Here is a 24,782-nt window from a genome sequence, read left to right as displayed (position 1 = left end):
CGCGCCGGCGCGACGAAACGCCGCGGTGACTTGCTCCACCTCCTGCGGTACTAGCATCCCATGAGCGTCCTCGTGCGGGTCGGCCGCTTGGATGCGGCCGCGCCCACGACAGCAGGTTCGGCGGCTCCCATCCTGGCACGGCGCAGGAAGGCCGCGCCTGCCGAAGAAGAAACGGAGCTTCAACTCGGGCTCTCCTGGTTGCTCAAGCTGCGCTGGGGCGCGGTTGCCGGACAGCTCATGGCCCTGGTCTTGGTCCGGGTGATCCTCGCGCTCGACTTGCCGTATGTGCCGCTCCTCGGCTTGGTGACGTTCACCGCCGCGACGAACGCTGGCCTCCTGCTGTGGGGACAGCCGTCTACCACCACCTGGAGACTCCCTGCGGTCCTCGCGATCGATGTCGTCGTCCTCACGCTGATGCTGGCAGCCTCTGGAGGGGCGAGCAATCCCTTCACGGTCTTCTTCCTTGTGCATGTGGCGCTCGCGGCGCTGTTGCTCGAGGCCCGGCTGGCCTGGACGGTTGTCGTCCTCACCATCGCGGGTTTCGCCGCGCTCTTCTTCATCCCGTCACAACACATGGCGTTCCATGATCACGGGCCTTGGTCGACGCACCTGGTCGGGATGTGGATCGCCTATGTCCTCGCGGCAGGGTTCGTGGCGTACTTCGTCGGGCGTGTGTCGCGAGCGATCCGGGGCCGGGATCAGCGCTTGGCAGAGATTGCAAGCCTCGCCGCGCAGAACGAGCGCCTCGCCACGCTCTCGAGCTTCTCCGCAAATGCGGCGCACGAGCTCGGTTCACCGCTCGCCACCATCGGCCTCGCCGCGAAGGAGCTGGCGATCGGGCTTCGACGCGAGCCTCGGAGCAGCGGGCTGGCCGCGGACGCCGACCTGGTGTGTCGCGAGGTGGCTCGTTGTCGCGAGATCCTCGCCGACATCTCCGCGCGCGCGGGCGAATCCGTCGGCGAAATGCCGGTCCGCGCGACGCCTGAACGGGTAGTTGCGGAGCTCCTTCGTCTCATGTCCCCGGCGCTCATCCCGCATCTTCGCCTCACGTACGACGACGACGCCAGCAGCCTTGCCGCGCTCGTGGCCCCGGTCAAGACCCTCGCGCAGATGCTCCACAACCTGATCCGCAACGCGTTCGACGCCCAGGAGGACGCCGGTGTCGAAGCGCCTGTCGAGCTGCGAATCGTCGCGGGCGAGCGCCTCTGCTTTCATGTGCTGGACCGGGGGAGCGGGCTCCCGGCAGACATCCAGGCGAAGCTAGGTGAGCCCTTCGTGACGACGAAGGCGGACCGCGGCGGCTTGGGGCTCGGAGTCTATCTCGCGCGGGCCTACGCGGAGCGCACCGGCGGATACATCCTCTTCCAGGCTCGGCCAGGCGGAGGCTCCGACGTGGAGCTCTGCCTCGCTCCCGATGCCCTGCGGGGGGAAGCATGAGCCAGACCGCGCATCGTGAGCACGCCCATGAGAACGAGGGCCGCTCTGTTCTCGTCGTCGACGATGAAGACGCCTTTCGTGACCGTCTCGTACGCGCGCTCGCAGAGCGAGGCTTCGAGGCGGTCGGAGTGCCCTCCGTCGAGGAGGCGATTCGCCGCGCTCAGCTCGAAACTCCTGAGTGCGCAGTCGTCGACCTTCGCATGCCGCGCGCGTCGGGCCTCCATGCCGTGCGGAAGCTCCACGAGCTCGACCCCACAACCCGCGTCGTGGTCTTGACCGGCTACGGCAGCATCGCGACGGCCCTGGACGCAGTTCGGTCGGGGGCCGTCCACTATCTGACGAAACCCGCCGACATTGACGAGATTGTCGCGGCGTTCGACCACGACGGGTCGCCCGCTGACGAGCCGCCGCCGACCTCGGTCCCGTCGCTTGAACGTGTAGAGTGGGAACACATCGACCGGGTGCTCGTCAGCTGCGGTGGCAACATCACCCAGGCGGCGGCGCTCCTCGGGCTGCATCGTCGTTCACTGCAGCGCAAGCTCGGTAAGCGCCCGAGCCCGTGATGCCCGAGCCCGTGATGGGCATTTCGTCGCGCGACCCTTGGCCACGCTGAAAAGCCGGCCGAGCTCGTGCACATAGGTGAGGCATGGACCTGCCTGTATTCCACCTCGACTTCCTCAACAACCGCATGCTCATCGCGATCATCGCGGTGCTGCACGTGGTCATCAACCATGGTATGGCAGTCGGTGGCATTCCGCTGGTGGCTTACCTCGAACGACGGGGCGTCCAGACCGGCGATGAGTCCTGGGACGCTCTGGCGCACCGCCTCCTCTCCTTCTTCTTCATCGTCACGACGACCGTCGGCGCGCTCACCGGCGTGGGCATCTGGCTCTCCGCGTCGCTCGTGAACCCGTACGCCATCGGGAGCCTGATCCGGGTCTTCTTCTGGACATGGTTCACCGAATGGCTCGTGTTCGTGACCGAGGTCGTTCTCATCCTGGCCTACTACCTGAGCTGGAAGAGGTGGACCGGGCCGCGCAAGCGGGCGCACGTCAAGCTGGGCGCTGCGCTCTCCATCGCCTCATGGATCACGATGGCGCTGATCGTGTCCATCCTCGGATTCATGATGGACCCCGGCTCGTGGCGCACCGACCGGACGCTCTTTAGCGGGATGTTCAACCCGATCTACCTGCCGCAGCTCGCGTTCCGCACCCCCCTCGCCATGGTCATGGCAGGCGCGTTCGGCCTCGCCGCGTTGCTGTGGGTCACCGAGCGCGGATCGGCGCTTCGCGCGCAAGCGGTCAGGTCGATCGCCCACTGGTCCCTGTTCTGGACGCTCCCGTGCGTCGCGGGCGGCTGGTGGTATGCGCGCGTCGTCCCCGCGGCGATGCAGGCGAACATCCCCGTCGCGCTCCTCACGCAGATGCTCGAGGGATGGGCGCGCACTGCGCTGTGGGTGCTAGGTGGCGCCTGCATCGCTATCGCGCTCGTGATGGCCTGGGGGTCCGCTCGTCCGGCCAGCCTCCGTCGCTGGGCGTTCGTCGTGCCCGCGGTGCTCACCGTCCTGCTCCTCGGCACGTTCGAGCGCGTGCGCGAGTTCGTTCGAAAGCCGTACGCGATCGCCGGGTATCTGTACGCGAACGGCCTCCGTGAGGAAGACTATCCGCTGCTGCAGCGCGACGGGCTCCTCGCGCACGCGACGTACACGGCGGTCCGCCGGATCACGCCGGAGAATGAGCTCGAGGCCGGGCGCGAGGTCTTCAACCTCGCATGCACGCGATGTCACACGGTCGACGGCGTGAACGGCATCCGCGGGCTCCTCGAAGGCATGTACAGCAACCGCGATTCGTGGGACTACGCGGAGCCCTGGCGGCGTGATGCCATCGCCAGCTACATCGGGGCGATGCACAACGCGCGGCCCTTCATGCCGCCGTTCCCCGGGAACGAACAGGAGAAGCAGGCTCTCGCGGCGTGGCTCGAGAGCCTTCAGACCCAGCGCGACGTCATCGAAGGAGCGCAGGTCACGGGGGTCGCGGCGCCACCGCGGCCGAAGCGACGAAGCGACGGAACGCTCGCCGTCGACCCGTGACCGCTCCCCTCAAGAATTCAAGGATTCGCAGGACATGAACCCGACACCCATCCCGAGAGACATTCCCCTCCCGCTCCCAGCAAGTCAGGGGCTGCTGGAGGGGCTGCTCGTCATTGCCTTCATCGCCCACATTCTGCTCGTCAACCTGATGGTGGGCGGCTCGCTTCTCGTGCTCGGCTTCGAGATCCGTGGCCTTCGTGACCGCGACTTCGACAAGCTCGCACGCGCGCTCGCGGCGACCGTCACGGTCAACAAGAGCCTCGCCGTGGTGCTCGGCGTCGCGCCGCTCCTGCTCATCAACGTCCTGTACACGATCCACTTCTACACAGCGAACGCGCTCACGGGTACGGCGTGGATCCTGTTGATCCCGGCGATCGCGACGACGTTCCTCCTCCTCTACCTCCACAAGTACACGTGGGATCGGCTCGAGACACAGAAGCGGCTTCACATCGCGATCCTCGGACTCGCGGTAGCGCTCTTTCTCGTCATCCCGCTCGTGTTCCTGGCGAACGTGAACCTGATGATGTTCCCGGAGCGCTGGACTGGGGTTCGAGGTTTTCTCAGCTCGCTTCTGCTGCCGAACGTCTTCCCTCGATACTTTCACTTCCTCTGCGCGTCACTCATCCTGACGAGCCTCTTCGGAGTCTGGTACTTCGGCCGGAGCAAGTTTCCAGCCGAGGAGACCTTCGAGCGGCTCACGCGGCCGGGGCTTCGGCGCATCTTCTACTCCGTCGCCTTCGCCGTCTCTCTGGCGCAGTTCATCGTAGGGCCGCTCGTGCTATTCACGCTCCCTTCGAAGGGCTTCCACGTGTCGGTCGTAACCCCGATCCTGATCGGCGCTGGCGTCGCGGTTCCCGCGGTCTGGATGATGTGGAGAGAGCTGTCGGTCTTTGAGCCGCATGGCAAACGTCTGCCGCTCATCGTCGGGTACATCTCGCTCACCGTGTTTTGCATGGCCCTCGGTCGACACATGTACCGGGGCGTGGCTCTCGCCGAGCATCGAGCGGAAATGCAGGAGGTGACTCGCCGGTGGGTCGATGACTCGGCCCAAGCGGCGTACGACCTCCGCGTGGGACGTGAGCGCGCCGCCGCGGGCGTCAGCGATGGGCAACATCTCTTCCACAACACCTGCGGCGCGTGTCACGGCGTCGACCGTCGGATCGTCGGGCCGTCGCTCACCGAGATCGCTCAGATCTACGCAGGCAACCCGAACGGCATCGTGACGTGGGCCCGGGCACCCGGGAAGAAGCGCGCTGATGCGCCTCAGATGCCACCGTTCGCCTCGCTCGGGGACGAGCGCCTCCGGCAGATCGCCGAGTACATGCTGGAGACCGGGGCAGCGGCGCATTGAGCGCTACCGCGCTGCAGACCTCCTGGCGCCACGCTCGTGCATGGCGCCGGCGTCCAGTCCTCCGATCGAGCGGCCACCCATCCACGCTCCCCGCCCCGCAGTCGGCTCACCTGCGCTTTTCGACCCGCGTAAGGACGCGGCGTGCGTCGCAGCACGTCGGGTGCGTCGTTCTCCGGGTCCAGCGTGATCGAGACGAGGTGGATGGGGAGCGCCTGTCCGCGCGCCGCGCTGCGCTGGGCGATCCGCTCCTGGAACGCTGCCATCTGCGCCGAGAGCCTCGGGCACGACACGGGACAGCTCGCATAGAAGAAGTCGACGATCAGCGTCTTCTCGCGGAGCGACTCCCGCGTGACGGGGCGACCGTCCTGATCCGTCATCGAGAACGCCGGCATCTCGCCGAGCACGGGCGGCGAGGCGGGCGCCTCGCGCACACGCGACAGCACGCCGACGAAGGTGATCCCCGCGAGCGCGGAGACGCAGAGCCCTATCCGCACCGGGCGCAGGCGGCCGCGCCGGCGAACCGGCGCTCCGGCGCCTGCCAGCGATGGCGCCGGAGATGTGGAGGAGGAGAGAACGTCGTGCGGCATGCGCGCGACAGTAGGTCGAGCCGTGCAGGTCGAGCAATGCGTCACCGTGTCGCATCTCGTCGAGCGATGCTGCCCTATCGCGACCTCCGGCGCGCATGTGGCCGCGTGGTGACCAGCGCGACATCGTGTCGCAGGGCCATGGAGGCCGGTAGCGGTAGTCTGTTTCGCCATGAGCCAGCGAGAGCACCGCGGCGCTGCGAATGCCCCGGTCCGTTCCCCTCACGGCGCGCGCGACGTGGGTTCGCCTCTGCGTGTCCGAGCGCCGCGGAGCTGGCGCTGGCGCCGCGCGATGGCGCTGGCCGCGGCCGTTGCTGGCATGGCGCTCACCGGCAGGGCCGAGCCCGCGCCGCCCAGCCAGGTGGCCTCCGAGCTCGTCGACTCGACCCCGGCGCCCGGCGAGCGGGCCCTCGCGGCGCGTCTGCTCGCGCCTTGCTGCTGGGATCAGACGCTCGATGTCCATGAATCGGAGGTGGCGCGCGATCTTCGTCGCGAGATCCACGCGCGTCTCCGTCGGGGCGAGGCGGCCGACGCCATCGAGCAGGACCTCGTGGCGCGATACGGCGAACGCCTCCGCGCGGCGCCCTCGTCAGGCGCGCTCGGCAAGGTCGCGCTGGGATTGATGCTGGGCATCGCGGTGACCTTCCTCGGGATCTTTGCCCTCCTGCGATCGTGGCGGAGCAACGCAGCGCAGGCCGCTCCGTCCGGAGGCGCCCTCGCGGCTGCCCGCGACGAGTACGACGAGCGTCTCGACGACGAGCTCCGGGAGCGCGATGCATGAGCGCACCCGCGGGGCGCTCATCTCGAGGTCAGCCATGGTCATTGCGCGATTCCTGGGTTGCGCGCTCGCGGCGGCGACGCTGGCGAGCTGCAGCGATCCCGATCCCGTCATCGAATACCGCTACGATGTCTACGAGGGCGACCCCTATCCGAATCGGCGTCCGGAGATCATGATTCCGGACGGCGGGATGGGTGTGGTGACCGATAGCCTCTCCGATACGATCTCCCTCATCGCGCTCGAGACAGGGGAGCGCTTCGGCGTCCACCCCGTGGGCCGCGATCCCGTGACGATCGATGGCCCTCACCGCGTGGCCGTGGACGCCGCGGGCGGCGCGCTCTACATCACGCTGTCGTACCCTGCCACCGCCGATTCGAGCGGCCCCCATGCGGAGCACGGCGGGAGCACGGTGGCCGGCTATGTCCAGAAGCTCGCGCTGGCCGATCTGCGTGTCCTCGGGCAGGTGCGCGTCGAGGCCAACCCGGGCGACCTCGTGATCTCGGAGGACGGCGGGCGCATGGTCGTCTCTCATTTCGATCTCAAGCGCATGCTTGAGAACCCAGAGGACCCCGAGGCGGCGCGCTCATCGCTCGCGGTCATGGATCCAGACGCGTTCTTGCCTGGCGGCTCGGCCGAGCCGACGCTCATCCCGGTCTGCAAGGCCGCGAACGGGATCGCCCTCTCGCGGCCGGATGGCGCCCGGGCCTACGTCGCTTGTTATGGCGAGGACGCCCTCGCGATCGTCGACCTGACGGACCCGGCCGCCGAGGTAAGGCTCGTCCCTGTCGGCCCGCCCCTGAAGCCCGGCGCCCACTCCTCGGGCTACGGGCCCTACACCGCTGTCATGTCGCCTGATGGGACGACCATCGCCGTGAGCAACACGCAGAGCAGGGACGTGCGCTTCTTCGATGTCGCGTCGGAAACGTTCGACGAATCCAAGACGATCCTCACGATCGGCGCGCCCTACTTCAGCGCGTGGACCCCTGGCGGCAGCGCCGTCTACGTGCCGACGCAGGTGCCTGACGCGATCGCGCGGATCGGCGTGACCTCGGACGATCGCGACGCCGTCTCCCGGAACATCAGCGAGGAATGCTTCAGGCCGCACCTCGCCGAATTCGATGAGGAGCACGGGCTCTTCATCGTCTGCGAGGGCGACCAGGCCGCGACGCCGGGCAAGGTGCTCCGGCTCGATCCCGAGACGCTGGAGACGCGCAGCGAGGCCGAGGTGGGCCTCTCTCCCGACGCGTTCGCGCGCGTCGTGGCGGGGGCGCGATGAGGGCGCGAGCAGGTGACCGGCAGCCCGAGCAGCCGACCGATCACTGGCCTCTACGACCGGCGGGAGAGCGTCTGCGATCCTCGCGCGAACCAGGCTAGAGCCCGAGCGGTCCTGGAGACCACGGGAGCTCCACCGTCGCGCCGACGGGGGGCGGCGCGACACGGCGGAGCTTCCCCTCGCGCCATGCCAAGAGCACGAGTCCCGGATCTTCGAGAGGAGCGCCCAGATCGACGTCAATTCGTGACGGTCTTCCTTCCTCGACGGCCGAGACCCGGATCGTGGCGCCGCACTGGAGGACCCGCTCTCCCCCATCGAGCGGCGAGGCGGCAGCGCGATAGACGGTTTCGAAAGGTCCAGTCAGCAGGGTGCTTGAGACAGGCGTGAGGGTGAACGACGAGGGGCCCGTGCGCGTGAGGTGGTGTGCGACCTTGGCCATCGACAGGTTCGACCAGCAGGAGAGCGCGCCCGGAGACCTTACGGCGAACACCGCCCGCGGATACTCGGCCGCCATCGGATCGGACGCAGCGGCGACGAAGACTCGCTGTCCGGGTGCGGCGCCGATCTCCGCGTTGCGGGCGGCGTCCTCGACCTTCCGCGCGAGCTGAGCATGCGCGCGGGTGCCGATGATCAACAGGCACGGCGCGAGCGCGACGTGCAAGACGCCGAGGAGCGCGGCGCCGGCACGGCGGCCCAAGGACGAGGTCCAGGGCGAAGGGCCGCGGCGGAGTCCCCGCACGAGGAGCACGGCAAACAAGGGCGCGAAGCCGATGTTCGACGGCAAGAGGAGGCGCGCTCCAGGAAAGCCTCCCAGGGTCGTGACGAGCGCCATGACGGCGCCCGGGACGAGCCAGCGCAGCGCGGCCCGTTCCTCGTGGAGGATCGAGGGTAGGCACGCGCGGTAAAGCAGCGCGACGCACGCGGTGGCCGTGAGCCCGGCGAGGATGAAAGGGACCTTGGGTTGCGTGATCGAGAGGCCGCTGGGCACGAGCGCCAGGGCATTGCCGAGGAGTATGGGCAGGCGCTCGGCAGCAGCGCGCGCGAACTCCCCGGGGCTCGACAGCGGGTCGACGTACATGCTGCTGTTCGCGGCGCCGCCATCGATCGCGCGGTAGGCGGCGAAGTAGGCGAGGAGGCCGAGCACCGGGGACGCGCGGAGGAGGCGGGCGCGCCACCCGGCCACGCAGCCGGGCCGCGCCGGACCCGCGAGCTGATAGGCGACCCAGTAAGCCGCCCCCCCGAGCGCCGCCTCGCTGCCGAGGAGCCCGATGCCGATGCCGAGCGGGCCGCAGTAACGCCCCGGGCGCCATCCCGCTTCGCTGTAGCGCAGCCAGGCCAGCAGCCCGAGCACCGTCGAGAGCGTGGCGAGCAGCAGATGCTGGCAGGCGATCCAGCCGAACGGGGTCGCGTGATCCTCGTTGATGGCGAAGAGCAGCAGCGCAAGGGCGGCGGTCGCGCCCGGCAGCACCCTCCGGAACAGCCGTCCGACGGCGACGACCAGCGCGAGGTAGAGCGCGATAGAGACGAGGTGGTAGCCGAGCGGAGCGCTGCCAAAGACGAGGCGCTCGATGGTGAGCAGGGCGCTCGCCAGGGGAGGGAACAGGTGGAGCTTGAGCTCAGGATGTGTCCACCAGGGCAATCCTGATGCCTCGATGAGCGCCTGTGTGTCGCGCGCGCCGCCAGGGGCAAAGTTGTAGAGATCGTACCATGGAGGACTGCCAGGATATGACCTCGCGAGGAAGCCGAGAAGCATGTAATCGTCGGTGTGGAAGCCGATCGCGATGGACGGCAGCGCCAATGCGAACGCGACGAAAAGAACCGCTCTGAAGGCATACGGGTGACGAAGCCACCGCTCGATGCGGCCTGGAGTGTCCGATGTCATTTCGCCTCGGGACGTAGGGCAGGGTCGCGTTTCCGCAACGCGAAGGAGCACGGCACGTTGCCGCGGCGGGGCGGCAGCGCGGCTTCTAGAGGACCGATCAGTTTGATTTTGTGGTAATCCCGAGCGCTTCGACGGAAGCGCTCGACGGTCTCGTCGGACCATGATCTCGTCCGCATCCGGAGGTGCACGGATGGAACGATGGTTGCCACCGGTGGAGCTGTCGCGGCAGGAACAGGCGCTCATGAAGCGGTTGACCCGGGTGCGAGCCCTGTTCGGCTTTCTCAGGCTGCACCGGCACGAGCTATTCGACGAGACGTTCCAGGAGCAGCTCGAGAGCATGTACCGGACCACGGGCGCAGGTGAGCCGCCGCATCCGCCGGCGCTGATGTGCATGGTCACGCTGCTCCAGGGCTACGTCGGTGCATCGGATGCCGAGGCGGTGGAGCTGTCGATCGTCGACCTTCGCTGGCAGATGGTGCTCGGCTGCCTGGGGGCGGCCACGCCCGCGTTCTCGCAGGGCGCGCTGCAGGGGTTCCGAGAGCGGATGGTCGAGCATGAGATGGACCGGGTGCTGCTGGAGCGGACCGTGGCGCTCGTTCGGTCCGGCGCGATGACGGAGGGCGAGAGGCGTGCGGTGTCCAAAGCGCTGCGCGTGGCCGTCGATAGCCGCCCTTTAGCGGGAGCCGGGCGGGTTGAGGACACGATCAACCTGCTCGGCCATGCAGCACGCAGCATCGTTCGCGTCGTGTCGAAGATCATGGAGCGCCCGCCCGAGGAGATCTGCCGCAAGGCGGGCATTCCGCTGCTGCTGGCGCCCAGCATCAAGGCGGGGCTCGACCTCGATTGGAGCGACCCGAAACAGAAGGCGGCGGCGATTCAGATCCTGGAGCGGCAGGTCTCGTCGCTGCATCAGTGGGTGGACCGCCATCTGGACGACGTCGTCGAGCAGCCGCTCCGCTTCTACTTGGATGCGGTCACACAGGTTCGGGACCAAGACCTGGAAACGGGTGAGGATGGGACCGTTCGCATCCGTCAAGGTGTTGCAGCCGACCGCCGTGTATCCATTGAGGACGCCGAGATGCGCCACGGCAGAAAGAGCCGCTCGAAGAGGTTCGATGGCTACAAGGAACACATCGCACGCGACCTGGACCTTCCCGTCATCGTCGCCTGTGCGGTCACGCCAGCGAATCGCCCCGAAGAAGAGGGGGCTGCACCGATCGCCGAGGACATCCGGCGTCAGCGGCTGCACGTCGGCGAGCTCCACATCGATCGCGCCTATGTGAACAGTCCCGTCGTCGGCGATGTGATCCGCGATGGTGGCCAGGTGTTCTCGAAGCCCTGGGGACAGCGTGCTCGCAACCCCAACCTGTTCAGCAAGCGCGACTTCAAGATCGACCTGCGCACCAAGACGATCACCTGTCCGGCAGGACAGGTCGAGGTATTCGAGCCAGGCGACACGGTCCAGTTCGATCCTGAGGAGTGCGGCGCGTGCCCCCTCCGAGCCAGATGCACCCAAGCCGCCTCGGGACGGGGGCGGACCGTGTCCATCGCGAAGGACGAGACTCTGCAGCGCAAATTCCGGAAGCTGCAGCAAACGGGGGCAGGTCGCGCCGTGCTCCGCCAGCGGGTAGCTGTGGAGCATGCGCTCGCCCACATCGCGGCACGGAAGGGCCACACTGCACGCTACATCGGCGCCAGGCGAAATCTCTTCGACCTCCGGCGCGCAGCAGCGATCCAGAATCTCGAGGCGGCCCAGCGCCTGATACAGCAGGCAGCGTAACCTGACGGAATTAAATGGTTTTCAATGTGTTTGTCGCTCTAGAATAGATTCCGGCTTACGAACAGAGAAACGTACGCCGCATGTCCGCGTCGCAGCGGGGAGCTGCCACTGTCATTGCGTGACGACCCGCTCGGTACGCGAACACCGGTCGAGGCCTCCCGAGATGAGCCCGAGCTCCTGGCTCGATCGCCCGGACGTGGCGCCGTCCTCCTCAATGGCTCCAGTACCCGAGATTTTGGCCTCGCCCGAGATCATGGTTGACGTGCAAGGCGCATCAGGATATCCTCCGCCCCGTGCTGGTGCCTGAGCTTCGGCTCGGGCTTAAAAGGGAACCCGGTGGAAATCCGGGGCTGCCCCGCAGCGGTAAGTGAGAGCGACCTCCACGACGAGCACTGGCCCTCGGGCTGGGAAGCGGTGGACAGTAGGAACCCGGCGTAGCCGGAACGCTCACGAGCCCGAAGACCTACCAGCGCCCGGTCGTCGGGGAGATATCCGACGCCGGTTCGACCTGGAAGCCTCGAGGGAGGCGGGTAGGTCCGAATCCGGCGTAGTCCTGCGCCCGGCTCGGTTCCGACCCGTCCCCGCGTTGTCTTCCAGTCGCCCGCGGGGGCGAAGCGTCTGTCCAAGCCTCCTTCTATAGCGGGGTGCAGATTCGTGGGATACGGGCTCAGCCGCTAGGCAGTCGAGTGAGGCGTGCGAAGGTACGCCGCAGCGCGCCGAACGACGTGGATGAGCCCGTAGAGCACGAAGATGCGCGCCGCTGGATGGGTCCAGCGTTCTCTACGCGGTCGGCAGGCCTCTCTTTCTCGCGAATTCGGCGTGAGCGGTTCGATCCCGCCCCAGACGACGACGCAAACGAGGAGGCGCACACTGGCCAAGAGAATCAACACGGTATGACGGGCGTCGCCTGGATCGTTGCGCGCGCGTGCGCGCCGGGGCAGTGACGCTCGACACAGCCGCACGCGCGGATTTGGCAGCTTTGTTGGAGGCCTCGAGAGGATCCCCGGGTCCGAGAGGCCGTCCGGTTGGAGCGGTACGCGCGACGTGCGTCCATGCCCGCCGCTCAGAAGGAGCGGAAAATCATCTCTCTTTGCCTTGTTTTGCGGTCGTCGCCATGACCACTATTATTGCGTGTCACGTTTGTTGCAGATCGTGCTACCGTCTCTCGTGAGAGGAACGCCTTGTCTCCCCGTGCTTGTTTCGTGATCGCCGCGGTGTCTGCCTCGCTCCCGGCTCGGGTCGCGCTGGCGCAGGCTGCACCTGGACCCGAACCGGCCGGACCCGCTCGTGACGCCGCGGAGCCAGGCGCTGCCGCTCCGATAGAGGTCACGGTGAGAGCGCAGAAGGGCGAAGTGCAGGAGCATCGAGAGTCCGCGGAGGCTGTCTCGATCCTCGAGGTCGCGCGCACCAAGCGCCGGGCGGCGGACATGGGCGAGGTCTTGAACCAGGCTCAAGGCGTGAGCGTCGCCCGCGCAGGCGGGCTCGGCACCAGCGCGCGCTTCTCTCTCAACGGATTCTACAACGACCAGATCCGTGTCTTTCTGGACGGTGTGCCGCTCGAGCTCGCGGGGCTCGCCCTTGGTCTCGCCGGCGTGCCGGTCAACCTCGTCGAACGCATCGAGATCTACCGAGGGGTCGTCCCGATCCGCTTCGGAGCCGACGCGCTCGGCGGCGCGGTCGATCTGGTCACTCCAAAGAGCTACTACGACACGGGCGGCGACGCATCGTACCAGGTTGGCTCGTTCGCGACCTACCGTGCCACCGTGGGCGCTCGCTACCGCCATGAGGAGAGCGGCTTCTTCGCTGCGGTGAGCGCGTTCATCGACTCGGCGCGGAACGACTATCCTACCGACGCCGAGATCCCGGACAAGGAGACAGGACGCCCTCGAGCCGCGACCGTGCACCGGGGACACGATGCCTACGGCGCGCGCGGCGCTTCACTCGATGTCGGCCTCGTCGATCGCGCATGGGTGAAGCGGCTGACGCTCCGCGCGTTCGCCTCCCACTATGACAAGGACCTGCAGCACGACGTGCTCATGTCGACGCCGTATGGGGCGGTCACCTACGGTGAGGGGCTTTACGGGGCAACGCTCCGCTACACGCAGCCGGAGGCCCTGTGGCATGGCCTGGACCTCGATCTCCTCGCCAGCGGCTCGCGGCGCGTGACCGACTTCCGGGACATCTCCAGCGCCGTCTACGACTGGGAGGGCCGCGTCGTGGGGGTGCGGCGCAGGGCAGGCGAGATCGACGGGCGGGCCCGGAACCAAACGATCTGGCAGGAGAGCTTTCTCGGCAGGGGGCTCCTCACGTGGCACGCTGGACCGCGGCGCGCTCTCCGGCTCAATGTCTCGCCGACCTTCGTTACAAGTGCGGGGGTGGAGCGCGCGAAGCTCGCCCCCGACGAGCCCGACCCCCTCGCGGTCCGCCGCGATCTCCTCAAGCTCGTGGGCGGCCTCGAGCTCGACGCGAGCTTCCTCGGGGGCCGCCTGCAGAACGTCGCCTTCGTGAAAGGCTACCTGATGCACGCCGCGTCGGATCAGGTGCTCGCGGGCAATGCGCTCGTCCCTGTGAGCATGGACGCGCTCCGGGCGGGAGCCGGCGATGGGGTGAGGCTCCATTTGAACGACTGGCTCTACGCGAAGGTGTCGTACGAGGCCGCGACGCGCCTGCCGGGCGCCGACGAGATCTTTGGCAACGGCATCCTCATCCAGCCGAACCCCGAGCTCAAGCCGGAGACCAGCCACAATGGAAACCTCGGGCTCGCGCTCTCCCGCCGGAAGAAAGGCCTCGGCGCGTTCAGCGGAGAGGTGAACGCCTTCGCCCGGTGGGCCGAGGATTTTGTCTACCTCCGCGGAGGCAACATGTACTTCCAGCACAAGAACGTGCATTCGGTGCGCGCGCTCGGGATCGAGGGGCAAGCGGGCTGGGTGTCGCCTGGCTCCTACTTCAGCGTCGAGGCGAGCGCGACCTATCAGGACCTCCGCAACACCTCCACCGAGGGGGAATTCGCCGAGAGGGCCGGGGACCGCATCCCGAACCTCCCCTGGCTGTTCGGGAGCGCGAGGGCCCGCGCTCAGCTCTCCTCTGTCGCGACGCCAGGCGATCAGCTCGCCTTGGGCTGGACTTCCCGCTACACGCACGAGTTCTTCCGGTTCTGGGAGAGCGTCGCGCGTCGCGAGGACAAACCGGTGATCGAGGCGCAGCTCCTCCACACGGCGGACCTGACGTACGTGGTCCACGGCGCGACGACGGTCAGCTCGACGTTGGAAGTGCAGAACCTGACGGACGCGAAGGCGCAGGATTTCTACGGTGTTCAGAAGCCCGGGCGCGCATTTTACTTCAAGGGAATGATCGAGCTTTGACGCGTGGATCGCAGGAGACCATGCGTTGGATGACGAAGAGGACACGCCAATGAATGACTCACCCAGAACAAGCTGTACCAAGGCGACGCTTGTGGCGCTCTCGCTCGCCGCAAGCGTCGCCGGTTGCGGGACCGACGACGAGCAGCAGGTGGGCGCCGGCGCGTACCCGAGCGGCCCGCTCTATGCGGTGACGACGATCCTCCAGGTGGGCCAGGACGCGACGTCGCTGCTCTTCGTGACGCCCTCCCTCGATGAGGGGCAGTCCGTCGACTACGCGCAGGCCGTCGAGCTCCCCGACCAGGTGCACCTCTTCGGGATCGACGGCGAGAAGAAGGTCTATGCGCTGCTGCTGCAGACCCCGCAGCTCACGCGGTATGATCTCGATCCGTCGGGCAGGCTCGATGCGGCGCAGGAGCTCCGCTTCGATCGTCACGGCGTCGCCGGGGGCGCATCGACGCGATCGCTGCACTTCGTGTCCGAGACGAAGGCTTACCTGCTCGATGACAGCTCGCTCCAGGCCATCGCCTGGAACCCCGAAGAGATGGCGATCCAGAAGGCCATCGACCTCGGCGGGTTGAAGCGCGAGGGGTGGATCCCGTACTTCGACTATATCCCCAAGCGCAGGGGCAAGCAGCTCGTCGTCATCGCGCTCTACTACGACCAGAACTTCAGCAAGATCCTCCCCGAGACCTCGGCGGCCCTCATCGACGTCGAGACGGACGAGGTGACCTACGTGCACGACCAGCGCTGCGGCGGCGTCTCGAACTCGATGATCGCGCCCTCGGGCGATCTCTACCTGGGGAGCGACCCCTATAACGCGGCGCTGAACGTCATCGGTGGGGACGAGGCCAGCAAGACAGGGTGCCTGATCCGCATGCGCGCGGGCGAGGACGCCTTCGACCCGGACTTCTTCGTCAACGTCTCGGACCTCACGGGGGGCTTCCCCGGCGGCGGGATCGTGCCCGGCGCGGGCAGCACGGCGTACCTGCGCGCGTACGACGAGAGCTTGTTCCCCATCTCCCCGACGACCGATGCGCTGTCGCTCTACGCTGCCGCTGCGTGGAAGTGGTGGAAGATCGACCTTGAATCGCTCACGACCGCGACGGTCGTGGAGGGCGTGCCGCCTGGCTCGGGGGTCGTGAAGTACTTGAGCACGGACAGCCGTGTTTTCGCCTCCGACACGAACGCGGATTACAGCGAGACGACGTTACAAGACATGAGCGTCGAAGCGGATCCCGTGAAAGGGATCCTGATCAATGGGCTTGTGACAGGACTCGTGCGCGCGCGCTGAGCTGCGGCGACGCCTATCAGGAAGGGAAAGCGGGTGATCTCATGATCACAGGCTCGTCACGTCCACTTGCCGCCCGTGCCGCGGGAGGCACCGGGCTGCTCCATGCGCTCGTCGAAGAGAGCGCTCGCCGCCACGCGGACAAGCTGGCCCTCGCCGATCGCCGCAAGGCCTACTCGTACCGCGAGCTCATGGCGCGGGCCTCCGGGCTCGCGCGGACGCTGCGCGCCCGCGGTGTGCGGCCAGGGAGCTTCGTGGCCGTCTGCTGTACGCCGAGCCCGGAGATGGTGATTGCCCAGCTCGCCGTCCTGCTCGCGGGCGGCGCGTACCTCCCTCTGGATCCGCGGTGTCCGCAGCAGCGGCTGTCGTTCATGCTCGAGGACTCAGGCGCGGAGATCCTCCTCGCGGACCGCGGAGGGATCGAGGCCGACGTCGTCTTGCGGATCGACCGGCCCGACGGGGAAGGGAGCGGGGTGGTGGAGGAGGCGGCGCCGAAAGCGCGAGACCCATGGCGACCGCCGGCCGCGGAGGACCTGGCCTATCTCATCTATACGTCGGGATCGACCGGAGAGCCCAAGGGGGTGATGATCGAGCACCGCGCGATCGTCAATTTCGTCCTCTGGGATATCGAGACCTTCGGGCTCGGTCCTCACGACCGCGTGAGTCAGGTGTTCGCGCCGTCGTTCGATGGGAGCGTGTGGGAGATCTGGCCCGCGCTCGTGAGCGGGGCGAGCGTGCATTTCGCTGATCGGGCCGACTACGGCAGGCCTGGCGCGCTCTATCGCTGGCTGGCGGAGGAGGCGATCACCTGCTGCAGCTTGCCGACGCCGCTCGCCGAGACGCTGCTTCGAGAGCCCGCACCGCCGAGGCTGTCGCTGAAGAAGATGCTCGTGGGGGGCGATCGCCTGCGCGCCTATGCGCCCCGGGGCGTGCCCTTCGAGCTCCATAACCTGTACGGGCCCACGGAGGCGACGATCGCCGCGAGCTGGGGCAGGGTGGCGGAGGCACCGGACGGCGACCAGCGTCCTCCGCACGTCGGAAAGCCGATCGCCAACGTGCATATCCGCCTCCTCGATGAGGCACTCCAGCCGGTGCCCCCTGGAGCCGTGGGGGAGCTCTACATCGGTGGCGCAGGGGTCGCGCGGGGCTACCACAACCGGCCTGAGCTCACCCGGTCCCGGTTCATCCGCGACCCATTCGACACCGGCTCGGCGCGCGACGGCCGCCCGCCGGGGACGCCGAAGGAGGGGCGCCTCTACCGCACCGGCGATCTCGCGCGCCTCCGGCCCGACGGGAACATCGATTTCCTCGGGCGCGTCGATCACCAGGTCAAGCTGCGCGGGCACCGGATCGAGCTCGGCGACATCGAGGTCAACCTTGCCGCCCACCCCGGACTGAAGACGGCCTTCGCCATGCTCCATGCCTCGTCCGCGGGCGAGAGGATCGTCGCCTATGCGGTTCCGGTGAGCTCCGAGGGCGCTCCGGCCGCGGAGGACATCCTCGCGTTCGCGGCGGAGCGGCTGCCGGCGTACATGATGCCGAGCCAGCTGATCCTGCTGCGCGAGCTGCCTCTCACGCTGAACGGCAAGGTCGATCGAGGCCGGCTGCCTTCCCCGGACGTCGGCAGGACGGGGGTGGCCGCGGACGGCGCCTCGTTCGCCGGCAGCATGGCACTCCTGTGGGCGAGGGCGCTCGGCGTCGAGTCGGTTGGTGAGGAAGACAGCTTCTTCGCCCTCGGGGGGCACTCCATCGCGGCGCTCTCGGTCCTCGCGGAGGTCGACCGCGCCTTTGCGGTCCGCGCGAGCCTCTCCGATCTCATCGAGGCGCCCACGCTCGCGTCGTTTTGCCGGCGGCTCGAGGAGCGTTATCTCCAGACGAACGCGCTCGGCGTGCGCTCCCTCCCGCGCGCCCTCGCGCGACCGGCCGAGGCGCACGAGCCCTTCCAGCTCACCGGCGTGCAGCACGCTTACTGGCTGGGACGCCACGAGATCTTCGAGCTCGGCGGCGTCGCCACGCACATCTATGTCGAGCTGGAGGGAACGTTCGATGTGGCGCGGCTCGAGGAGGCATGGCGCAGGGTCGTGGAGCACCATCCGATGCTCCGCGCGGTCATCCGCTCGGACGGTCGTCAGCAGGTGCTGGAGAACGTACCAGCCTACGAGATCGCGACCTACGATCTTGGCGGCGCGAGCGCCGCGGAGGCAGGCGCCCACGTGGAGCGGCTCCGCGACGAGCTCTCCCATCAGGTGCTCCCCGCCGAACGGTGGCCGCTGTTCGACATCCGGGCCACGCGGCTCCCCGGGGGAGCGCAGCGCCTTCACCTGAGCTTCGACGCCCTCATCCTGGACGCGCAGAGTCTGTTTCGCGTCGTCGAGGAGTGGCGCCGCCTCTACGAGGATCCAGGCCGACTCCTCCTGCCGAGCGCCACGTCCTTCCGGGACTATGTCATGGCGCTCGAGGCGCTCAAGCGCACGGAGGCCTACGCCGCATCCGCCGCGTACTGGAGAGAGCGCGCCCCCTCGCTGCCTCCGGGCCCCGAGCTGCCGCTCGCCAAGGACCCCTGGACGTTGCAGCGGCCGAGGTTCCGGCGCCGGCGCTTCGAGCTCGATCCGGACGCCTTTCGGTCCTTTCGCCAGAAGGCGCACGCCGCGGGGCTCACCGAGGCCGCGGTCCTCCTGAGCGTGTACGCGGAGGTGCTGTCGACCTGGAGCAAGTCGCCGCATTTCTGCCTCAACCTGACGCTGTTCAACCGCCTTCCCCTGTGCGACGACAGCGACCAGCTCGTCGGCGACTTCACGTCGATCACGCTGCTCGAGGTCGACCACCGCGCGGGCGAGAGCTTCCTGGAGCGCGCCCGGGCCCTTCAACAGCGGCTCTGGGCGGACCTCGACCACCGGCTCTACAGCGGCGTCGAGGTGCTGCGCGATCGGATGGCCCAGGGCCGCCGGAAGGTCGCCGCGCCCGTCGTGTTCACGAGCGAGCTCGGGTTCGAGGCGCTCGGGCGAGACGCGGGGGCGATCGAGCGGTTCGGCCGGGAGGTCGACGCGATCACCCAGACGCCGCAGGTGTGGATCGACCTCCAGGTCGTGGACCGCGGCGGCTCGCTCATCGCCTGCTGGGACGCTGTCGAAGAGCTGTTTCCGCCCGGCGTCCTGGACGCGATGTTCGAGGCGTTCCGCGGCGCGGTCGGGCAGCTCGCGCGGAGCGACGACGCCTGGAGACAGCGGGCCTGGGTGCCAGGTGCTCCGCCCGCGGCCCTGCCGGAGGTCGTCGGGCCTCGCGGGCCCGATGCCCTGCTCCACGATGGCTTCGTGGCCTGGGCGGCGAGGGCGCCGGAGCGCGTCGCGGTGGTTACGGGCGAGCGCGTGCTGCGCTACGGCGAGCTGCTCGGGCTGGCGCGGGGGGTCGCGGCAGCGATCCTCGGAGAGCGCGGCGATGGCGAGTTCGTCGGCGTCGTCCTACCGAAAGGATGGGAGCAAGTCGTCGCGGCGCTCGGCGCCTCGATAGCGGGCCGCGCCTACGTCCCCCTCGATGCCTCGCTTCCGGCAGAGCGGCGCCTCGCGCTCATGCGTCAGGCGGGCATTCGTACCGTGCTGACGCTCCCTCGTCTCTCGCGCGAGCTCTCCTGGCCCGCTGGGACGCGCTGCATCGCGATCGACGGGCGCGAGCTGTCGCGGCAAGCCGGCGACCTCCCGCCGCGCCGTAGCTCGAGCTCCCCTGCATACGTCATCTACACCTCCGGCTCGACGGGGGTGCCCAAGGGCGTCGTGATCGAGCACCGGAGCGCGGTCAACACCGTGGAGGACATCAACGATCGCTTCGGCGTGGGGCCGAATGATCGTGTCTTCGGCATCTCGTCGCTCGGCTTCGATCTGTCGGTCTACGACATCTTCGGCCCGCTCGGCCGCGGCGGTGCCGTCGTGCTTCCGGACGAGGAGAAGCTCAAGGATCCGGGCCACTTTCGCCACTGCCTCTCGGAGCACGGGGTCACCATCTGGAACTCCGTCCCGTCGCTCGCGGGCCTGCTCGTGGAGACGGCCGGCGACGCGTCGGCGGCGCGCGCGCTCGGCTCCCTGCGGCTCATCCTGATGAGCGGCGACTGGATCCCGGTCGATCTGCCGGCGCGCATCCGCCGCCTGAATCCGCGCGTCCAGATCGTCAGCCTCGGTGGCGCCACCGAGGCGTCGATCTGGTCGATTCACCACGTCATCGGGGAGGTCGACCCGTCGTGGCGCAGCATCCCTTACGGCCGGGCGCTCGCGCGCCAGAGCGTCGAGGTGCTGGACGCGCAGCTCCGGAGGCGCCCTACGTGGGCTATCGGCGAGCTGTTCATCGGGGGAGTCGGCGTGGCGCAGGGCTATCTGAACGACCCGGAGCGCACTGCGGCATCGTTCATCGTCCACCCCGTGACCGGCGAGCGCCTCTACCGCACAGGAGACCTCGGCCGCACGCTCCCGAGCGGCGAGATCGAGTTCCTCGGGCGGCAGGATCAGCAGGTCAAGATCAACGGCTACCGTGTCGAGCTCGGCGAGATCGAGGCCGTGCTCCAGCGCTGCCCCGGCGTCCGCGCCTGCGCGGTCGCGGCCCCCGAGGCAGCGCGCGGGCGGCGGCTCGTCGCCGGGGTCGCGCTCGCGGATGAGGCCGCAGGAACGGGCGATCTGCGAGCTCACCTCGCGCGTCACCTGCCGGAGTACATGGTGCCGTCGTCCCTGCGCGTGGTGAGCGAGCTCCCGCTCACGCCGAACGGCAAGGTCGATAGGGCTGCGCTCGCGCGTCTGTGCGATGCGTCGGACGCCGCGCTGCCGGCGGCGCAGCCCGAGGGCGAGATCGAGGCGGCCATCCGCAGCATCTGGGGCGAGGTGCTCCGGCGGCCGGAGGCGTCGATCGACGTCACCCGGAACTTCTTCGACATCGGCGGCGATTCCGTCTCCGCGATCCATGTGCTGGCCCGGATCAAGGAGCGGTTCGGGGTCGAGCTCCCGGTCATCGCCGTCTTCGAGCACCCGACGGTGCGGGCCATCGCGGACGTCCTCCGCAAGGCGGAGTCGCCGTGCGGCGGCGAAGGCATCGGGGTGATGGAAGCGGGGCCTCCAGGGAACGGGGCTCTACCCGCGCAGGTGCTTCCGGAGGAGCGGGCTGAGCGCCGCCGTGCGGCGGCCGTGCGCCTCCGGCGCCGGGGGACGTGAGGAATGGCTGGCTCAAGGAGGGACGCGGTGGACAGCAGCGCTGATCGTCAGGATGGCTCCGGCGAGTGCGACCTCGGGGTCGCCATCATCGGCATGGCCGGCAGGTTTCCCGGCGCGGACAACGTGGGCGCGTTCTGGGACGACCTCGTCGCTGCGCGCGACGTCCTCACGCGCTTCCACGACGGGCCGGAGCGTCGAGAAGGCGGGCGGCGCTACGTCGACGCGGGGTACATCCTCGGCGATATCGCCGGCTTCGATGCCGGGTTCTTCGCGATGACGCCCCGCGAGGCCGCGGTGACCGATCCGCAGCACCGGCTCTTCCTGGAGTGCGCGTGGGAGGCGCTCGAGCACGCCGGCTACGTCGACGAGGCGCGCGGCACGATCGGCGTGTACGCGGGCGCGAACTTCAATACGTACCTGTACAACGTCTGCCGCGCGCCGTTTTACGAGGACATCGCCAGGCAGCTCGAGGTCGTGATCGGCAACGACAAGGACTACCTGGCTACGCGCGTCTCGTACAAACTCAACCTCACCGGCCCGAGCGTGTCGGTGCAGACCGCCTGCTCGAGCTCGCTCGTCGGCGTCGCCCTGGCCGCGCAGGCGCTGCTGAACCAGCAGTGCGATCTCGCCGTGGTCGGCGGGGTCGGCGTCCGCGCGAAGCAGGAGGTGGGGTACTGGACGGACCCCGACGAGGGGCTCCTCTCGGGGGACGGGAGGTGCCGGCCCTTCGACGCGGAGGGCTCGGGCGTCGTCGAGGGCAACGGCGTCGCGGTCATCGTGCTGAAGCGGCTCTCGGAGGCGATCGCGGATCGCGACACGATCCACGCGACGATCCGGGGCTTCGCGATCAACAACGACGGAGCGGGCAAGATCGGGTACACGGCGCCGAGCGTCGCGGGTCAGCAGAAGGTCATCGGCGAGGCGCTCGCCCTCGCGGCCGTCGACCCGAGCACGGTGGCCTACGTCGAGGCGCACGGGACGGGCACGCGGCTCGGCGATCCGATCGAGGTGGAGGCGCTGGGCCGGTACTACGGGCGAGCGGCGGGGGCGCGCTGCGTCCTCGGCTCCGTGAAGTCGAACATCGGGCACCTCGACGCCGCCGCGGGGGTGGTCGGCCTGATCAAGGCGGCGCTCTGCCTGAAGCACCGCTTCTTGCCGGCGACGCTCCACTACAAGCGACCGAACCCGGCGGCGCGCCTTGAGGAGCTGGGCTTCTCCGTACTCTCGCGCGGGGAGAGCTTCCCCGCGCCGGAGCACGGTGCGCGGCGCGCCGCGGTCAGCTCGCTCGGGATCGGCGGCACCAACGCGCACGTGGTGCTCGAAGAGCCTCCCTCCGCGGAGCGCGCGCGGTCCGCGGCGCCCGCGCCGGAGCTCCTCGTGGTCTCGGCGCGCTCGCGGGCGGCGCTCGAGTCGGCGTGCCAGCGGCTCGCGGAGCACCTCGCAAGGACGCAGGGGCTGCGGCTCGCCGACGTCGCTTACACCTTGCAGGTCGGCCGCAAGACGTTCGAGCACCGGCGGTTCGTCGTGGCGCACGACGTCGCGGACGCGGCGCGCGCGCTGACGGACACCCGGCGCTTCGTCGAGGGTGACGCGCCCGCCGGCGAAGCGCCCGTGGCGGGCAGCGCGGATGCGCGCGCGGCCGCGAAGGAGCGCCTCGGGCGCGCGTGGCTCGCGGGCGCGCCGGTCGATTTTCGCAGCGAGTGGGCGGGACGGGAGGAGGTCGGCCGCGTCCCGCTGCCGACCTACCCGTTCGAGCGAGAGCGTCACTGGATCGACGCGCCGGCCTCCGAGCCCGAGCCGGCGCGGGAGGCCACGGCGGAGCGGCGCCCCGTGGCGGAGTGGCTCTACGCGCCCTCGTGGAGGCGCTCGCCGCCGATCGGCGAGCGCCCGACGAAGCCGCGGCGCTGGCTCGTCTTCGCGGATCGGTCCCGGCTCGCTGCGGCGCTCATCGAGGCGCTCGAGCAGAGGTCGAACGACGTCATCGTCGTGAGCCCGGGCGCCGCGTTCGCCAAGGTCGGCGCGGGCCGGTTCCAGATCGATCCGTCGTCGCGCGCCGACCACGATCGGCTGCTGGAGGAGGTCTCCGCGAGCGGAGCGGCTCCACCCAGCGTGCTCCACCTCTGGAGCCTGACCGAAGACAGCGCGGGGCCGCTGACGTTCGAGGAGCAGCAGCGCCTCGGCTTCTTCGGCCTCCTGCGCCTCTCGCAGGCGATCGCGGCCCGGGGCGCGGGCGACGCGGTTCACGTCGTCGTGCTGACGGACCAGCTCTTCTCGGTGCTGGGCGACGAGCGCATCGTGGCGGACAAGGCGACGCTGCTGAGCGCGTGCAGTGTCCTCCCGCAGGAGATCCCGTCGCTGAGGTGCCGGGTCGTCGACGTCACCGGCTGTGGGACAGGCCTCGTGGAGCACCTCCTCCGCGAGCTCGGAGCGGGTGGAGACGAGGGCGAGCGCGCGGATCGGGGATCGGCGTCCGCCGTCCCCTTCGTCGCCTACCGGAACCTCCACCGCTGGGTCGCCGCGTATGAGCCGATCCGCGTGTTCCCCTCCGTTGCACGCCCGCGGCTGCGCGATCGCGGCGTCTACCTCGTCGTCGGCGGGCTCGGAGCGGTCGGCATGGCGCTCTCGGAGCACCTCGCGCGCGCGGCGCGGGCGCGGCTGATCGTGACCAGCCGCGCGGGCCTGATCCCGCGGGACGCGTGGGACGCGTGGATGAGCTCCCACGACCCGGGCGATCGGGTGAGCAGGCAGATCGCCGCGGTCCAGCGCCTCGAGCGCCTCGGCGCCGAGGTCCTCGTCCTGCCGGCCGACGTCGCCGACGAGGCGCGGATGGCGGGGGTGGTCGCGGAGGCGTACCGCCGCTTCGGCGCGCTCCACGGGGTCATTCACGCGGCCGGAACGGTGGGGCCGGAGATCTTCCGGGACGCACGTGCGACCGGGCCCGAGCATGCCCGCGCGCACTTCCAGGCCAAGGTGCAGGGGACGCGCGTGCTCGAGAGGGTGCTCTCCCGAGAGCTCGACTTCGTGCTCCTCTGCTCGTCGCTCTCGACGATCCTGGGAGGCATCGGCTTCGCGGCCTATGCGGCCGCCAACCACTTCCAGGATGCGTTCGCGATCGAGCGCATCCGGAAGGGCGACACCCCCTGGATCGCGGTCGACTGGGACGCCTGGCAGCGCTCCGCCGCGTCGCCGACCTCGACCGCCATCCGGCCGGAGGAAGGCGGCGAGGCGCTGGAAGCCATCCTGTCGCTCCGCACCGCCGGCCAGATCGTCGTCTCCACCGTCGATCTCGCGGCGCGGTGGGAGCAGATCCAGCGCCGCTTCACATCGACCGCGGCGAGGGGAGGGGAGGCGTCGCAGGGGCCCGTGGACCCCGCCCCGCCGCGCCGGACTGCGGGGCGGCCTGCGCTGGGCGTGAGCTACGCGCCGCCGAGGAACGACCTCGAGCGCTGCCTCGCCGACATCTGGCAGGACGCGCTCGGCGTCGAGCCCATCGGGATTCACGACGCGTTCCGCGATCTCGGCGGAGAGTCGCTCGCGGCGATGCCGCTCGTTGCGCGCATCGCGGAGAGCTTCCGCGTGAAGCTGCCCATCGCGAGGTTCTTCGCCGCATCGACGATCGCCAGGCTCGCCGAGGCCATCCTCGAGATCGACCCCGTGGAGGGGCGGGCGATGGCCATCGCGACCGCCGTCCAGAAGGTCAAGCGCATGAGCCCGGACGAGGTCCGGCGCGCGCTCGACGCTGCCCAGAACCGCTGAGCGCAGGAGGCAACCA

The 24,782-nt window shown here is 69.1% G+C and carries 13 protein-coding genes and 1 riboswitch; of the genes, 11 read left to right on the top strand and 2 right to left on the bottom strand.

Going from position 1 to position 24,782, the window contains the following annotated elements; translation table 11 throughout:
* Positions 1–237 precede the first annotated feature (237 nt).
* The 4 genes from WMF45_RS38480 to WMF45_RS38465 all read left to right on the top strand — a co-directional run bounded on the left by WMF45_RS38480 (position 238) and on the right by WMF45_RS38465 (position 4,877).
* Entirely contained in the window at positions 238–1,437 is a 1,200-nt protein-coding gene (locus tag WMF45_RS38480) for a sensor histidine kinase (protein WP_437710918.1), read from the top strand.
* Entirely contained in the window at positions 1,434–2,000 is a 567-nt protein-coding gene (locus WMF45_RS38475) for a response regulator transcription factor (RefSeq protein ID WP_437710917.1), read from the top strand. The genes WMF45_RS38480 and WMF45_RS38475 overlap by 4 nt, the downstream gene beginning before the upstream one ends.
* Positions 2,001–2,083: 83 nt before the next feature.
* The gene (locus WMF45_RS38470; RefSeq protein ID WP_437710916.1) at positions 2,084–3,526 is read left to right on the top strand and encodes a c-type cytochrome; all 1,443 of its coding nucleotides are present in this window, start codon (positions 2,084–2,086) and stop codon (positions 3,524–3,526) included.
* A gap of 34 nt (positions 3,527–3,560) precedes the next feature.
* On the top strand, positions 3,561–4,877 hold the full coding sequence (locus tag WMF45_RS38465; RefSeq protein WP_437710915.1) for a c-type cytochrome: 1,317 nt from the start codon (positions 3,561–3,563) through the stop codon (positions 4,875–4,877).
* On the opposite strand, the gene WMF45_RS38460 is transcribed toward WMF45_RS38465, so the two are convergent.
* Positions 4,790–5,464, bottom strand: a complete 675-nt coding sequence (locus WMF45_RS38460; RefSeq protein ID WP_437710914.1) for an SCO family protein — start codon at positions 5,462–5,464, stop codon at positions 4,790–4,792. The two genes, WMF45_RS38465 and WMF45_RS38460, sit on opposite strands and share 88 nt — an antisense overlap.
* 289 nt (positions 5,465–5,753) lie before the next feature.
* Here WMF45_RS38460 and WMF45_RS38455 point away from each other — a divergent pair, with 289 nt between their 5' ends.
* Complete coding sequence (locus WMF45_RS38455; protein WP_437710913.1) at positions 5,754–6,242, top strand: cytochrome c-type biogenesis protein; 489 nt, start codon at positions 5,754–5,756, stop codon at positions 6,240–6,242.
* 34 nt (positions 6,243–6,276) lie between these two features.
* Positions 6,277–7,515 carry a YncE family protein gene (locus WMF45_RS38450; protein ID WP_437710912.1) on the top strand — a complete coding sequence of 413 codons (1,239 nt, stop codon included), beginning with the start codon at positions 6,277–6,279 and terminating at the stop codon, positions 7,513–7,515.
* A 94-nt stretch (positions 7,516–7,609) separates the two neighbouring features.
* Here the strand turns inward: WMF45_RS38450 and WMF45_RS38445 are convergent, their stop codons facing one another.
* A complete protein-coding gene (locus tag WMF45_RS38445) occupies positions 7,610–9,394 on the bottom strand; it encodes a hypothetical protein (protein WP_437710911.1) in 1,785 nt (594 codons plus the stop codon).
* A 190-nt stretch (positions 9,395–9,584) separates the two neighbouring features.
* On the opposite strand from WMF45_RS38445, the gene WMF45_RS38440 reads away from it, so the two are divergent.
* From WMF45_RS38440 to WMF45_RS38420, 5 genes are all read left to right on the top strand, one after another.
* A complete protein-coding gene (locus tag WMF45_RS38440) occupies positions 9,585–11,174 on the top strand; it encodes an IS1182 family transposase (protein ID WP_437710910.1) in 1,590 nt (529 codons plus the stop codon).
* Between the two features lie 280 nt (positions 11,175–11,454).
* Positions 11,455–11,659: riboswitch (cobalamin riboswitch) on the top strand.
* A gap of 846 nt (positions 11,660–12,505) precedes the next feature.
* Positions 12,506–14,536, top strand: coding sequence for a TonB-dependent receptor domain-containing protein (locus WMF45_RS38435; RefSeq protein WP_437710909.1), 2,031 nt, complete (start codon positions 12,506–12,508; stop codon positions 14,534–14,536).
* Positions 14,537–14,585: 49 nt separating this feature from the next.
* Positions 14,586–15,827 (top strand): hypothetical protein, encoded by a 1,242-nt coding sequence (locus tag WMF45_RS38430; protein WP_437710908.1) that lies wholly within the window; start codon positions 14,586–14,588, stop codon positions 15,825–15,827.
* A 41-nt stretch (positions 15,828–15,868) separates the two neighbouring features.
* A complete protein-coding gene (locus tag WMF45_RS38425; RefSeq protein ID WP_437710907.1) occupies positions 15,869–21,010 on the top strand; it encodes an amino acid adenylation domain-containing protein in 5,142 nt (1,713 codons plus the stop codon).
* Positions 21,011–21,037: 27 nt separating this feature from the next.
* Positions 21,038–24,766 (top strand): SDR family NAD(P)-dependent oxidoreductase, encoded by a 3,729-nt coding sequence (locus WMF45_RS38420; RefSeq protein ID WP_437710906.1) that lies wholly within the window; start codon positions 21,038–21,040, stop codon positions 24,764–24,766.
* Positions 24,767–24,782 lie beyond the last annotated feature (16 nt).

This window comes from Sorangium sp. So ce448 (genome assembly GCF_051520915.1).
Lineage (GTDB): Bacteria > Myxococcota_A > Polyangia > Polyangiales > Polyangiaceae > Sorangium > Sorangium cellulosum_B.
Note: the sequence above shows the minus strand (reverse complement) of the source record. Positions and strands in the feature narration are given on the sequence as shown.